Origin of the sequence: Nocardia sp. NPDC005745 (assembly GCF_040630775.1) — a bacterium.
Taxonomy (GTDB): Bacteria; Actinomycetota; Actinomycetes; order Mycobacteriales; family Mycobacteriaceae; genus Nocardia.
The window spans coordinates 55,282-69,084 of the sequence record NZ_JBEXYF010000025.1 but is presented as its reverse complement, the minus strand read 5'-3'; the positions used below and the strand labels follow the sequence as shown (position 1 = coordinate 69,084).

Genomic DNA, 13,803 nt, shown 5'->3' with positions numbered 1-13,803 from the left:
CTATCGCCCCGTTCCCGCGTGGACCACCGCGACCTCGTCGCCGCCCAGATCGAAGGCCTTGTGCAGCACCTGCACGGCCTCGTCCAGTTCGGTGTCCTTGACCAGCACGGAGATCCGGATCTCCGAGGTGGAGATCAGGTCGATGTTCACACCCGCCTCGGCCAGCGCCTCGCAGAAGGTGGCGGTGACGCCCGGATGGCTCTTCATGCCCGCGCCGACCAGCGACACCTTGCCGATGTGATCGTCGTAGAGCACCTGCGAGAAACCGATCTCGGCCTGGCGCTTGGTCAGCATCTCGACCGCGCGGGCGCCCTCGGACTTCGGCAGCGTGAACGTGATGTCGGTCTTGCCGGTCTCGATCTTCGAGATGTTCTGCAGGACCATGTCGATATTGATCTCCGAGTCGGCGACGGCGCGGAACACCTTGGCGGCGTAGCCCGGTTCGTCCGGCAGCCCGACCACGGTCACCTTGGCCTCGCTGCGGTCGTGCGCGACGCCGGTGAGGATTGCTTGCTCCAAGGGGATGTCCTCCATCGATCCGTAAACGTAGGTACCCTGCTTGTCGGTGTAGGACGAGCGCACATGCACGGGCACGTTGTAGCGGCGGGCGTATTCGACGCAGCGCAGCATCAGCACCTTGGCCCCGCAGGCCGCCAGTTCCAGCATCTCCTCGTAGGAAACCTGCTCGAGCCGCTGCGCGTCGGGCACGATCCGCGGATCGGCGGTGAAGACGCCGTCCACGTCGGTGTAGATCTCGCACACATCGGCCTGCAACGCGGCCGCCAGCGCGACGGCCGTGGTGTCGGAGCCGCCGCGACCCAGCGTGGTGACGTCCCTGCTGTCCTGGCTCACGCCCTGGAAACCCGCGACCAGGACGACGAGGCCCTCGTCCAGTGCGGCGCGGACGCGACCGGGGGTCACATCGATGATCTTCGCGTTGCCGTGCGCGCCGGTGGTGATCACACCCGCCTGCGAACCGGTGAACGAGCGGGCCTCGGCACCGAGGGAGTGGATGGCCATGGCGACCAGCGCGTTGGAGATGCGCTCACCGGAAGTCAGCAGCATGTCCATCTCGCGGGCGGGCGGCGACGGCGCCACCTGCTGCGCGAGATCGAGCAGCTCGTCGGTGGTGTCACCCATGGCGGAGCAGACGACCACCACATCGTGGCCCTGCTTCTTGGTCTCCACGATCCGTTCAGCGACGCGCCGGATACGCTCGGCGGTCGCCACCGAGGATCCTCCGTACTTCTGAACCACGAGAGCCACGACAGGGTCCTCCAAGATCGACAACAAACTGGTAACAGTCATTCAGGGTACCGGCCGGGGCCAGCGGTTTTGCCGCTACCTACCCGGCTTGTGGAAAAGCCCACAGCCGCATCCCATCCCGGTCGCGCCGCGCGGGCCGCGGCGGATGAGGGACGATGTGCACATGAAGAGCACACTGCTCGAGGTGCGAACAGGCCACAATGAAGTGGTACAGGACATCACGCCGCAGTGCGCGACTTTCGCGCACGAAGCAGGCGGCGACGGGCTGCTGCACGTCTTCGTGCCGCACGCCACCGCGGGGATCGCGGTCATGGAACTCGGCGCGCGCAGCGACGACGATCTGCTGGCAGCGCTGCGCGATCTGCTGCCCGCCGACGACCGGTGGCGGCACGCGCACGGCTCGCGCGGACACGGACGCTCCCACGTCATGCCCGCCCTGATCGCGCCGTACGCGACCGTGCCGGTGATCGGCGGGAAGCTCGCCCTCGGCACCTGGCAGTCGATCGCGCTGGTCGATCTCAATGTCGACAACCCGGACCGGCAGGTGCGACTGTCGTTCCTCACCGACGCGACCTGACCCGGGTCTCTCCGGGCGGACGATAACGGGCAGATCGCAGCCGACCCGACCACCGCGCCCCGCCGCGTACCGGAGGCCGGTTCGCCGGGTCAGGCCCGGGTGAACCAGCTGACCTGGACGCCGTCGCCGATGGCCTTGCGCTCGGTCGGCCGGAACAGCGTCGGACGAAACTCGCCCGCGAAGGCGGGTACCCCGGTGCCAGCGACGACCGGATAGCTCTTGATCACCAGTTCATCGATCTCCTCCAGCAGGGCGGCGGCGAGCAGGCCGCCACCCGCCAGCCAGATGTCCTTACCGTCCTGCCGCTTCAGTTCGCGGACCAGCCCCACCGGGTCGCGCTCGACCAGTTCGACCGCCGGGTCATCGATCCGGCCGAGCGTGCTGGACACCACGTACTGCTTCATGTGGGCGTACGGACTGGTCACGCCGATGGCCAGGGCGGGGTCGTAGGTGCCGCGACCCATGACGAGAGTGTCGAACTTCTGATTGGGCGCGTCCACCGCGAGGCCGATGTGTGGCCGCACGTGGGTGGGCAGCGTCTCGGGATACTCCGCGCGCAGCCACTCCCACATGTCATCGCCCACCGGAATGAAGTCGATCTCACCATTCGGCCCCGCGATATAGCCGTCGAGGGACAGACCGACGAAATAGACGAGTTTTCGCATGAAGTACCTTTCGATGGAGGTCGGGGCTCAGGCCCGCGTGAACCAGGTGACCTGAGCGCCGTTGCCGAACTCCTTGCGCTGTACCGGGGCGAACAAAGTGGGACCGAACACGCCGGAGAACGCGGATATCCCGCTGCCCGCGACCACCGGATAGCTCTTGATGATCATCTCGTCGATCTCGCTCAGCAATTGGGCGGCGAGTTCGCCACCGCCGACCAGCCAGATGTCCCCGCCTTCGGCTTGCTTGAGTTCCCGCACCAGGCCGAGTGGGTCGCGTTCGACCAGCTCGACGGCCGGATCGTCGATGCGCCCGAGCGTGCTGGACACCACGTACTGCTTCAGGTGCGCATACGGGCTGGTCACGCCTTCGGACAGGGCCGGTTCGTAGCTGCGGCGGCCCATCACCGCGGTGTCGCACCGCTTGTTCGGTTCGTCCACCGCCATCCCCACGAGCGGACGCAAGTGACTCGGCACGAATTCCGGATACCGGCCGTTGAGCCACGCGCCCATTTCAGCGTCGGACGGATAGAAGTCGAACTCCCCCGCCGGGCCCGCGATGTAGCCGTCCAGCGACACAGCCACGTAGTAGACAAGCTTTCGCATACCAGCACCTCATTTGTAGTACTCTGTTTGTAGTGATTGAAAGATAGTACTACGAATGGAGTGGTGTCAAGTGCGGACCAATCCGGAGCGACGACAGACGCTGGTCGACGCCGCGATCGAGGTCTTGGCGCGCGATGGGGCGCGCGGACTGACCTTCCGCGCGGTGGACAAGGAGGCCGGGGTACCCGCGGGCACGGCGTCGAACTACTTCGCCAACCGCGACGACCTGCTCACTCAGGCGGGCCGGCGGTTCTACGAGCGGCTACAGCCGAGCGAAGCCACGATGACCCAACTGACCGACGGGCCGAAGACCCGCGCCAATATCGTCGAGCTGATGACGGAGACGGTCGGACGCATCGAGGCTTTCCGCACCGGCTACCTCGCGCTGCTCGAATTGCGCCTGGAGGCGACCCGGCGGCCGGAATTGCGCGCGGTGCTGACCGAGCGGGTGCGCGAGGACATCGACTACAACGTGCGCAACCATCTGGCGGCGGGCCTGCCCGGTGACGAGAAGTCGGTGCTGTTGCTCTACCTCGCGCTGAACTGGCTGATCGTCGACCGGATGACGCTGCCCGACGTGTTCACCGAGGAGCAGAGCCGGGCGTTGATCGAAGCCGCGGTCGAGCGCGTGATCAGCGTGGACGACTGAATAGGATCCGGCGCCTTCGCCCGAGTGGTTGTGACGCGCACCACTGGCGTTCGATAATGGGGCGATGATCGCACATGTAGGAGATCGACTCTGCGTGCACGGACACGTGGTGGGAGAAGTGGATCACCTGGCCGAGATCATCGAGGTCCGCGGGCCGGAGGGGACGCCGCCCTACGTGGTGCGCTTCTCCGACGGTCACGAGTCGCTGGTGTATCCAGGGCCCGACGCGATCGTCGAGCCCGCCACATCGGAATGAACGCCGCGCCGGATCGCGCCGGGCGGCCTCGCCCGCGCTCGGTCCGGCGCTCGCCGACGGGAGACGCCGCTCGCCGCGCCGGTCAGGCGCGGCGTTTGGCGTAGCGAGTCAGCGCGAAGGCCAGCACCCCCGCGATCAGCACCTTGCCCGCCGTCTCGATGATCGCGTTGACATCCACGGCCGGATGCCAGGTCAATCGCCCGTCGCGGAGCACATAGGCGCCGACGGGCTTGGCGCCTATTCCGAACGCCACGCCTTCCCCGGCGCCCTCCCCGTCCGGACCGTTGCCGGTACCGCCGCCTCCGCCACCGCCGCCACCGACCGAGGCGGCGGGAATGACTATCGCCCCATCGGATTCGTAGGGCTCGCCGTAGACCCGGCGCACCGTGACCGCGTCCCGCGCCTGCGCCAGCAGTTCGGCGTATTTCATGACATCCTCCCGCCCGACCGACGGCGCCGCAGATCGGCGCCCATTCGGCTCCGATCGTAGGCGCGCGAACCTCCGGCCGGCCCCATCCTTCCGTCCGGAAGTTGTTCCGGCGGTAGCCGATCGCCGATCTCGACCTGATAACGGCACGTTATCCGGTTAGCCGAGATGTGGTCTCGCACAGTCAGGTTGACGAACCGGACAAATCGCGGAGACAATCGGCCGACTTGTCCAACCGGGGGTCGGAGGTATGCCATGCGCACCAAAACGGATATCCGATTCTTCGTCGATACCGATCCCGAACAGGTCATGGATGCCCTGACAGCCGTCGAATCGCTTCCGGAATGGTCGTCCGCCTACAGCGACGTCCGGGTCGCCACCCGCGACGCCCGGCGCAGGCCGCGGCGCGTCTTCCTCAAGGCGGAACTGCTCGGCAGCTCGGATCTTCAAGTGCTCGAATATGATTGGACCGACGACCGGTCCTCCTGGGTGGTCGCCGACAGCACCCGTGGCGTCCGGGGCGGCGGCTTTTTCGAAGTGTCCGACAGCGTCGACGGCACGCACGTCTGGTACCACGTCGAGCTCTATCTGCCCCTCCCTGTTCCCGGATTTCTGCTGAAACGCACTTTCCGCAAGGCCAATGAAGTGGTCGCGGAGTGTTTCATCGATTTCGCCGAGCGGTTCCCCGAAACGGAGACCTATCAACCCGTGTAGCCGCGCTGTGCTCTGCGCGAAATCGGCGGGCGGGCGCGGCAGCGAACCGGCGCCGAACCGACCGGGGTGCGACGATGAGCGGCATGATCGGTTCCAAACGAGTGCGGTTCCAGCCGATGGCCGAAGACGCCTCGGTGACGCAGCTCGAGCTGTTCTTCGACCTGGTGCTCGTCTTCGCGCTGACCATGGTCACCGGCTTGATCGCGGACGACACCAGCGCGAAGAACGCGCTGCGCGCGGTGCTGGTGCTCGCGGTGATGTGGTGGCTGTGGATCGCCTACTCCTGGCTCGGCAATGTGGTCCGCGCCGACGAGGGCATCGCACGGGTGGCGATGTTCGCGGCCATGGGCGGCGCGTTCCTCGCCGCGCTCACCATCCCGGAGGCGTTCGACGACAAGACCGGCGGATGGTTCGGGCCGCTGGTCTTCGCCGTCGCCTACCTGGTCGTGCGGTTGGTGCACTTCGGGATGTTCTGGCTGGCCAGTGCCGATGACCCGCAATTGCGCGGCCAGTTGCTGCGCTGGGCGCTCGGTTCGATCACCCTCGGCACCACGCTGCTGGTCGTCGCCGCGCTGACCACCGGCAGGGTGCAGATCGCGCTGTGGATCGCCGCGATAGCGGGCGACTACCTGTGGACGTTGTTCGCAGGCACCGATTGGCGCTTGAATTCGGCCAGGCATTTCGTCGAGCGCTACGGACTGATCGTCATCGTCGCGCTCGGTGAATCGATCGTCTCGATCGGCATCGGGGTGGCCGGCCTGCCGATCTCTTGGCCGATCGCTCTCGGCTCGCTACTCGGCCTCGCCATTTCCGGTCTGCTGTGGTGGGCGTACTTCGACGTCGCCGCTCTGGCGGTGGAGCACGAACTCGTCCACGCCGAGGGCAGGCGGCAGATCAAGATCGCGCAGGGTTCCTACACCTTCTGGCATTTCCCGATGATCGTCGGGATCATCGCGCTGTCACTGGGGTTGAAGAAAGTCCTCTACTACGTCGGGGATTCCTCGCACCACACTCTGAAGGACGCGCTGTACGGTATCCCGCTCTACGCGCTCTACGGCGGCGTCGTGCTGTATCTGATCGGTCTGGTGGGGTTCAAGCACTTCGCCACCGGCACCGTCACGATGCCCCGCGTGGTCGCCGTTGTGGTGCTGCTGGCGCTCATCCCGCTGGCCTGCGCCCTGCCCGCGCTGGCGTCGCTGGCCCTGCTGTGCGTCGTCCTGATCGCGCTGATCGCCTGGGAGACCGTACGTTTGGCGCAGCCGCGGGACGCGATCAGGCACGCGGTGCCCGAATGACGCGATGCCGCACGCAGTCCTCGTCGGGTGTCGGCCCGTAGGCGGACGGCGGCACCCGCACACCGTCGCGGACCGCGTCGCGGATCTGATCGATGTTCTCCCGCAGCACGTCCGCGACGAGTTCGTCGGTGCGCGGATCCTCCAGCACCTGGAACACGATGCGGAAGGTGGTGTCGGCGATCAGCCGGATGATCTCGTCGTGGAACGGGATGTAGCGCACCCGGCCCGCCTGCGGGTCCTTCTTGATCAGCTCGAGGATCATCTCGTCCAGCTCGGTGCGGTTCTCCTCCAGGGCGGCCGCGATGTTGCGGGTGTAGTGGCCGGTGCGCAGCACCTGCGCCACCTCGTCCATCACCGCGATCGTCATCGGACGGCGGATGGTGTCGACGATGGTCGCCACGAACCGGTTCACCACCGCGGCCGTCACCCGGTCGCCGAACAGGCGATCGGCCACCCTGGCCAGCCGGACGACGATCACCACGATCCGCAACAGCCGGAAGCCGCGGAAGAACAGGCTGGTCACCGGGATCATGCCGAGGACCTCGTACCAGTACACGAGCGGGAAGGTCCACGGCCAGCCCGCGCGGCGCCAGCGCCACAGGAACTCGAGCGCGAACACCGCGCACAAGGACCAGTCGGCGACCACGACCGCGTGGTAGGTGTGCCCGGAGACCGGGAAGAAGGTGATCCAGGCGACCAGCGCCACGGAGATGACGGCCAGCGCGAGCATCACGAAGTCGGTCCACAGCATCGGCGGCTTGCGCGGATAGTCCTGCGGCTGCGGCGATTCCCGCAGCCCGTATCGATCGGCGGAGGAACTCTCGATGCCCGAGCTGGAAGCGGGAGCGGACACTGCGAATCCCTTCGACGCCGAACGGTGCCGCCGACATTAGTACGCCGAAAGCATGCTCGGCACGGTTGGCGATACTCCCGGACGCATCGCCCGGAGACCTACGTGCTCAGCGACCGGCGCGAACGATCGCCTCGATATTGCGTTCGGCCAGCGCGGCGATGGTGAGCGACGGATTGACCGTCCCCGTGCTGCCCGGTATCGCCGCGCCGTCCATCACGTAGAGGCCGGGATGACCGTGCACGCGGCCGTAGCCGTCGGTGGCCCGCCCCAGTACCGCTCCGCCGAGCGGATGCGCGGTGAACAGCGCGTTCGCGTCGTAGCCGAGTGCGCTGTACTCGACGAGGGCGTCCGCTCGTTCGGCGATCCGGTGGTCGACGGCCCTGGCCGCCGCCACGGTGTCCTCCCGGTTCTTGGTCGACCAGCTCAGCCCGACCCGGTTCGCGGCCCGGTCGTAGCCGAACCGGGTACGGGTCGGGTCGAGCACCATGCCGAGCGAGGCGAGCGCGCCGGTCTCGAACGGGATCCCCGGGATGTACCAGCTCTCCAGGGTCAGCGGTACGCCGGATTCGTCGAAGATTCGGCTCGCGCTCGGCACGCCTTGGCCGTGACCGGCGAGCGCGCTGGCGCCGCGGGCGAGCACCACATCGCCGTTGGTGCCCCAGCCGTCGCCGACGTGTTCGTTCAGGTTCGGCAGCGCACCGGTGGCCTGGGCGCGGACCAGCAGTTCGGAGGTGCCGATCGATCCGGCGCCGAGGAAGAGCCGATCGCAGGTGAGCGTGCGGGTGGACAGCACCTCACCGGTCGGCGACAGCTTCGTCACGGTGACCGCGTAGCGGCCCCCGGATTCCTGCGCGATGGCGTCCACCCGATGGCCGGGGAAGACCCCGCACCGTCCGGTGCCCTGCGCGTAGGCCAAGTAGTTCTGGTTCAGGTCGAACTTGGCGCCGTTGGAGTTGCCCAGGTTGCTCCTGGCCGCCGTGGCCGAAGGTTTCGCGCCGCCGGCGAGTTCGGCGCGCAGGATGTCCCAGTTGAAGATCGAGTCGTTCGCCTGCGGCTGGTAGCCGGCTTTGCGCACCTGGTCGTCCCAGGCGCGGGAATGCGTGAACGGCGAGGAGTTGTAGATGTCCGCGGGCATCGGGCTCAGCCGCAGCATGTCCCGCACGCGCGGGTAGTAGACGCGCTCCATCTCGCCGTAATCGACGGTGCCACCGAAGACGTGGTCGAAGAAGCGGCGCTGCGGGGCGATCATGGCCCCGCTGAAGATCACCGAGCCGCCGCCCACCGCCGCCGCGCGCCACACGTCGATGCCCGGATACTCGGTGCAGTCCAGCACGCCGCCGAAACTGGCGAAATGCATCGGCACCTTGGTGACGCCGGTGAACTGGGTGCGGTGCCAGAAGCCGCGGCCATCGGGCAGGTCGTCGCCGGTGAAGATCTCCCGCCACGGGTCGTTCGGCCAGCGCGAACCGCGTTCCAGCACGGTGGTGACGATTCCGGCCTCGGCCAGGCGCAACGCGGTCACGGCGGCGCCGAAGCCCGAGCCGATGACGATCGCGGGCGAGTGCTCCGCCGGGTCGGGAATCGGGGCGAAGATCTCCGGCACCCAGGCGCGGAACAAGGCCTCCCACATCGGGTCGGCGGACGCCGTGCTCGTCCCCGTCATCGTCCCCACAGCACCGAGCAGGGCGGCGGTGCCCGCCGCCTTGAACAAGGCACGTCTACGCACCGGTCACCTTCCATCATCAGGCTTAGCGTGCGCAGATTACCGGTATTCCCGTTTTGTGAACAGATATCCGTTTTCGCTATCGGTCGAACGGCAGCTCATCGGCGCGACAAGTCGCTCCGGGGGCGGGTAGCTGTAGGTCGATGAGATAGCGCTCGCGCAGCTTCCGGGTGCATTCGTTCAGCGGAGTGTGCCCGTACCCGTCCTCGACGACGACCAACCGGGCGTTCACCAATTCCTGCTGCGCGCGCCGTGCGCCGCTGAGCGGAGTGACCGGGTCGAATCGGTTGTCGACCAACACGGCCGGGGTGTCCGATCGCAGGATCCACGGCCCGGTATACCGCTGGGCATACCCCTCGGGCGGGGACGGCCAGAAGGCGCACACGTGGAGCAACGACAACCAGAACGCGCCGTAGGTCGGGCTGACGTCGGCCAGATCCCTTGCCATGGCGGGCCATTGCCCGGGATCACGCGGAAAGGTGTTGTCCGCACAGGAAATCGCGGTGAAGGAGTCGAGGAATCCGTCCGATTGCTCGGTCGCCGAGAGGATCTCGCCCACCGCGTCGGGATTACCCGCCGGTCCGCGTTCCAGTTCGGCGAGCAGTTCGGCCAGAGCGGGCCAGCCCCGCTCCGGGTCGTACAGCAGCAGCGCGTGCGACGACAGCACCTCGGCATAGGTGACCGTCCGCGCCCGCTCTCCGGCCCCTACTACGAGCGGACCCTCGCGAAGACGTTGCAGCACAGCGTCATTGCGGGCGCGAAGGTCGGCGGGGCGGACGGGAGCGCCCGCACCTCCGCTCACCACGGCATCGCCCTGACCGCCCGGCGCGGCGAAGGCGCAGCGCTCCCGTCCCGCGTCTGCGCACAGCCGCAGGAATTCGCCGAGCACTTCTTCGGTTCCGGCCGCGCGATTCTCCACGGCGCTTCGCGTGTCGTTGGTGTAGGTGTCCGGGTCGATCACCGACGCCAGGTGCAGCGCGCGCACCCGATCGCCGAACAGCGCGCCGTATACCTGGCCCAGATAGCTCGCGTAGGAACCGCCTTCATAAGTCAGCTGCGGATCGCCGACGGCTCGGCGCAGCAGGTCCAGGTCGCGTGCCGCATCGACGGTGGTCAGGTGCCCGAGCAGCGCGCCGCCGTGCGCCGCGCAACCGGCGGCCAGCTCGCGGCTCGCCGCGTCGGCCGCCCGCTCCTGCTCGGGGTTCGCCGGCGGCAGCAACGCGCCGGACCAGAACCGCCGCTGCTGCTCGGTGTCCGCGAAACACCGCACCTGCCCGCTCCGGCCGATACCGCGCTGGTCGAAGGTGATCACGTCGAAGCGGCGCGCGAGCTCGCCGCCGAGCAGTTCCCCTTGTTTCGCCCAGCGCAGCCCCGACCCACCGGGACCGCCGACGGCGGAGAACAGCGTGCCGATCCGCCGCTGCGGGTCGGTGGCCTGCTGGCGCACCACCGCGAGCCCGAGGGTCGGCCCGTCCGGTTGCGCGTAGTCCACCGGCACCTGCGCGGTGGCGCATTGGAACCTGTTCAGCTTCGGCTCCGCGCACGGAGCCCACTCGAGCAGCGGCGTCGGCGCCGCGTCGGCCTGCGCGGCCAGTTCCGCGACCGCCGACTCGTGTCGGCTCGGCGGACCGCCGCAGCCGCTCACCGCGGGCAGCGCGGCGGCGAGGGCGGCGGCGATGACGATCTTCCAGCTAGGCACGGCACTCATCCTGTGCCCCGTGTGGGCGGGCGTCGTCCCCCTGAGGATTGACATCCCACCCTGAGATCTTCGCGACACTACCTCGGCACCCGGCGCGGCCCGTCCTAGGAAGCCATCAGGCGGATCACCGCGATGAGGCCGACGACGACGATGACCGCGCGCAGCGCGACCGGCGGCATCCGCCTGCCCAGCCGTGCGCCGAGCTGCCCGCCGATGATCGAGCCGAGCGCGATCAGCGCCGCCGCACGCCAGTCGACGTCCGCCACGACGATGAAGATCAGCGCGGACACCGCGTTCACGATCAGGGCGAGCGCGTTCTTCACTCCATTGAGGCGCTGGATGTCGTCGTGTACGAAGACGCCCAGCAAACCGATCAGCAGCACGCCTTGGGCGGCTCCGAAGTACCCGCCGTAGACACCTGTGGCGAAGATCGCGGCGAACAGGACGGGGCCGCCGTGCGCGGGCGCCGGGGCGCCGTCGGTCTCCCTGCGGCGCTTGACCCAGTCCGCCAATCGCGGCTGCACGACCACCAGCACCAGTGCCAGGATGATCAATATGGGCACGATCGCCTTGAACGCGCCGGCCGGCAAGACCAGCAGCAGGACCGCGCCGGTGATGCCGCCGAGCAACGACGCGGTGCCCAGCCGCACCAGCCGGTCGCGCTGGCCTGCGAGTTCCCTGCGATATCCGTGCACGCCGCTGATCGAGCCGGGGACCAGACCGATGGTGTTGGAGACGTTCGCGGTCACCGGAGGAAGGCCGAACGCCAGCAGAACGGGAAACGTGAGCAGCGTGCCGGAGCCGACGATGGTGTTGATGCCGCCCGCCGCGATGCCCGCACCGAAGACGGCCAGTTGCTCCAGCCAGGTCATAGCCAATCCTTCGACGTCCCGTCGGACCACGGGCCCGTACAAGCGTTGTCCACTGCCGGACCGAACGGTAGCCGGGTCGTCGGATCACCCGACGACGGACCTCCCTTCCCGCCCGAACAGCGGCACGGTAAACTCGCGGACATCATGCAGCGGGCACTTCTTCTCGACCGCCGCGACGGGGTCTGATCGGACCGGCTCCCGTCGCGGGGTTTTGCCGCGCCGGTCGACCCAGCCCATTGGGAAAAACGACATCCTCGGGAGAAACCCCCATGTCCCCTGCTGACGCATTCGTATCCGCCGCGCGCACCATCACCGCGCCGAGCAAGCCCGCCCCAGCCGACCAGCCCGGGTGGAACAAACAGAAGAACTCCTCGATGCCCACGTTCCGGTACCGGCCGTTCGCCGAGGAGGTCGAGCCGATCACGCTGCCCGACCGCACCTGGCCGGAGCGGGTCATCGACCGGGCGCCGGGCTGGTGCGCGGTCGACCTGCGTGACGGCAACCAAGCGTTGATCGACCCGATGAGCCCCGCCCGCAAGCGCCGCATGTTCGACCTGCTGGTGCGGATGGGCTACAAGGAGATCGAGGTCGGGTTCCCTTCGGCGAGCCAGACCGATTTCGACTTCGTCCGCGAGATCATCGAGGACGGCGCGATCCCCGACGACGTGACCATCCAGGTGCTGACCCAGTGCCGCCCGGAGCTGATCGAACGCACGTTCGAAGCATGCGCGGGCGCGCAGAGCGTCATCGTGCACTTCTACAACTCCACCTCGATCCTGCAGCGGAAGGTGGTGTTCCGCGCCGACCGCGATGCGGTGAAGAAGATCGCCACCGACGCCGCCGCGCTGTGCCTGGAGATCGAGCAGCGCTACCCGGACACCTCTTGGCGCTACGAGTACAGCCCGGAGTCCTACACCGGCACCGAGCTGGAGTACGCCAAGGACGTCTGTGACGCAGTCTCGGCGATCATCGCGCCGACGCCGGACAAGCCGCTGATCATCAACCTGCCCGCCACCGTCGAGATGGCCACGCCGAACGTCTACGCCGACTCGATCGAGTGGATGAGCCGCAACCTGGCCCGCCGCGACTCGATCGTGCTGTCGCTGCACCCGCACAACGACCGCGGCACCGCGGTGGCCGCCGCCGAGCTGGGCTACCAGGCGGGCGCCGACCGGATCGAAGGCTGCCTGTTCGGCAACGGCGAGCGCACCGGCAACGTCTGCTTGGTCACGCTGGGGATGAACATGTTCTCCCGCGGTATCGACCCGCAGATCAACTTCTCCGACATCGATGAGATCCGCCGCACCGTCGAATACTGCAACCAGCTGCCGGTGCACGAGCGCCACCCGTACGGCGGCGACCTGGTCTACACCGCGTTCTCCGGCAGCCACCAGGACGCCATCAACAAGGGCCTGGACGCGATGAAGGCCACCGCCGACGCCGCCGGGGCGGATGTCGACGACATCGTCTGGGAGGTGCCGTACCTGCCGATCGACCCGAAGGACGTCGGCCGCACCTACGAGGCGGTGATCCGGGTCAACTCGCAGTCCGGCAAGGGCGGCGTCGCCTACATCATGAAGACCGACCACGGGCTGGCGTTGCCCCGGCGGTTGCAGATCGAGTTCTCCCAGGCGATCCAGAAGATCACCGACGGCGAGGGCGGCGAGGTGACGCCCAAGGAGATGTGGGACGTCTTCCACGAGGAGTACCTGAGCCCGATCCGCCCGCTGGAGCGGATGCGCCAGAAGGTCACCGCGTCGGAGACCGACGGCGGGGTCGACTCCATCGTGGCCGTGGTGAAGGTCGACGGCGTCGAGCAGGAGATCACCGGCAAGGGCAACGGACCGCTGGCGGCGTTCGTCGACGCGATCGCCGCGGTCGGCTTCGACGTCGAGGTGCTGGACTACTCCGAGCACGCGATGTCCGCGGGCGACGACGCGCAGGCCGCCGCCTACGTGGAGTGCGCGATCGGCGACAGGGTGGTGTGGGGCGTCGGCATCGCCACCTCGATCACGACCGCCTCGCTGCGCGCGGTGGTGTCGGCGGTGAACCGGGCGCACTGACAGCGCATTCCGGAAGGACTCGGACGGGCGTCGCGACGGTTCCACCGCGCGGCGCCCGATCCCGCTGGCGCAGACCGGTTGTGGGCCGCGCCGCTCCCCACGTCCGGCACGCCTTCCGCGACACGGCGTAGCGAACCCCGT

The 13,803-nt window shown here is 68.1% G+C and carries 14 protein-coding genes; 6 read left to right on the top strand and 8 right to left on the bottom strand.

Annotation, left to right across the window (positions count from 1 at the left end; all coding sequences use genetic code 11):
• Window positions 1–1,266 carry an aspartate kinase gene (locus ABZ420_RS24690; protein WP_040864436.1) on the bottom strand — a complete coding sequence of 422 codons (1,266 nt, stop codon included), beginning with the start codon at window positions 1,264–1,266 and terminating at the stop codon, window positions 1–3.
• Between the two features lie 163 nt (window positions 1,267–1,429).
• Between ABZ420_RS24690 and ABZ420_RS24685 the strand changes: the two genes are divergently transcribed.
• Window positions 1,430–1,843 (top strand): secondary thiamine-phosphate synthase enzyme YjbQ, encoded by a 414-nt coding sequence (locus ABZ420_RS24685; protein ID WP_357126996.1) that lies wholly within the window; start codon window positions 1,430–1,432, stop codon window positions 1,841–1,843.
• 89 nt (window positions 1,844–1,932) lie between these two features.
• Here the strand turns inward: ABZ420_RS24685 and ABZ420_RS24680 are convergent, their stop codons facing one another.
• Window positions 1,933–2,508: a dihydrofolate reductase family protein gene (locus ABZ420_RS24680; RefSeq protein WP_357126993.1), complete on the bottom strand. Its 576-nt coding sequence runs from the start codon at window positions 2,506–2,508 to the stop codon at window positions 1,933–1,935.
• Between the two features lie 27 nt (window positions 2,509–2,535).
• Window positions 2,536–3,111: a dihydrofolate reductase family protein gene (locus ABZ420_RS24675; RefSeq protein ID WP_357126990.1), complete on the bottom strand. Its 576-nt coding sequence runs from the start codon at window positions 3,109–3,111 to the stop codon at window positions 2,536–2,538.
• 55 nt (window positions 3,112–3,166) lie between these two features.
• Here ABZ420_RS24675 and ABZ420_RS24670 point away from each other — a divergent pair, with 55 nt between their 5' ends.
• Both ABZ420_RS24670 and ABZ420_RS24665 read left to right on the top strand, forming a co-directional pair.
• Window positions 3,167–3,760 carry a TetR family transcriptional regulator gene (locus ABZ420_RS24670; RefSeq protein ID WP_357126987.1) on the top strand — a complete coding sequence of 198 codons (594 nt, stop codon included), beginning with the start codon at window positions 3,167–3,169 and terminating at the stop codon, window positions 3,758–3,760.
• A gap of 64 nt (window positions 3,761–3,824) precedes the next feature.
• Entirely contained in the window at window positions 3,825–4,016 is a 192-nt protein-coding gene (locus ABZ420_RS24665) for a DUF1918 domain-containing protein (protein ID WP_040864432.1), read from the top strand.
• 82 nt (window positions 4,017–4,098) lie between these two features.
• Here the strand turns inward: ABZ420_RS24665 and ABZ420_RS24660 are convergent, their stop codons facing one another.
• Window positions 4,099–4,446 (bottom strand): sporulation protein, encoded by a 348-nt coding sequence (locus ABZ420_RS24660; RefSeq protein WP_357126985.1) that lies wholly within the window; start codon window positions 4,444–4,446, stop codon window positions 4,099–4,101.
• A 252-nt stretch (window positions 4,447–4,698) separates the two neighbouring features.
• On the opposite strand from ABZ420_RS24660, the gene ABZ420_RS24655 reads away from it, so the two are divergent.
• Together ABZ420_RS24655 and ABZ420_RS24650 are read left to right on the top strand one after the other, a co-directional pair.
• The gene (locus ABZ420_RS24655) at window positions 4,699–5,157 is read left to right on the top strand and encodes an SRPBCC family protein (RefSeq protein WP_357126982.1); all 459 of its coding nucleotides are present in this window, start codon (window positions 4,699–4,701) and stop codon (window positions 5,155–5,157) included.
• 83 nt (window positions 5,158–5,240) lie between these two features.
• On the top strand, window positions 5,241–6,452 hold the full coding sequence (locus ABZ420_RS24650) for a low temperature requirement protein A (RefSeq protein WP_357126979.1): 1,212 nt from the start codon (window positions 5,241–5,243) through the stop codon (window positions 6,450–6,452).
• Here ABZ420_RS24650 and ABZ420_RS24645 read toward each other — a convergent pair.
• The 4 genes from ABZ420_RS24645 to ABZ420_RS24630 all read right to left on the bottom strand — a co-directional run bounded on the left by ABZ420_RS24645 (window position 6,430) and on the right by ABZ420_RS24630 (window position 11,599).
• Window positions 6,430–7,305 carry an ion transporter gene (locus ABZ420_RS24645; RefSeq protein ID WP_357126976.1) on the bottom strand — a complete coding sequence of 292 codons (876 nt, stop codon included), beginning with the start codon at window positions 7,303–7,305 and terminating at the stop codon, window positions 6,430–6,432. The genes ABZ420_RS24650 and ABZ420_RS24645 overlap by 23 nt on opposite strands.
• A 106-nt stretch (window positions 7,306–7,411) precedes the next feature.
• On the bottom strand, window positions 7,412–9,031 hold the full coding sequence (locus ABZ420_RS24640) for a GMC oxidoreductase (RefSeq protein ID WP_357126973.1): 1,620 nt from the start codon (window positions 9,029–9,031) through the stop codon (window positions 7,412–7,414).
• Between the two features lie 76 nt (window positions 9,032–9,107).
• Complete coding sequence (locus ABZ420_RS24635) at window positions 9,108–10,736, bottom strand: alpha/beta hydrolase (protein WP_357126970.1); 1,629 nt, start codon at window positions 10,734–10,736, stop codon at window positions 9,108–9,110.
• 95 nt (window positions 10,737–10,831) lie between these two features.
• Entirely contained in the window at window positions 10,832–11,599 is a 768-nt protein-coding gene (locus ABZ420_RS24630; RefSeq protein ID WP_357126968.1) for a sulfite exporter TauE/SafE family protein, read from the bottom strand.
• A gap of 269 nt (window positions 11,600–11,868) precedes the next feature.
• Between ABZ420_RS24630 and leuA the strand changes: the two genes are divergently transcribed.
• On the top strand, window positions 11,869–13,662 hold the full coding sequence (gene leuA / locus ABZ420_RS24625) for a 2-isopropylmalate synthase (RefSeq protein WP_357126965.1): 1,794 nt from the start codon (window positions 11,869–11,871) through the stop codon (window positions 13,660–13,662).
• Window positions 13,663–13,803: the final 141 nt, after the last annotated feature.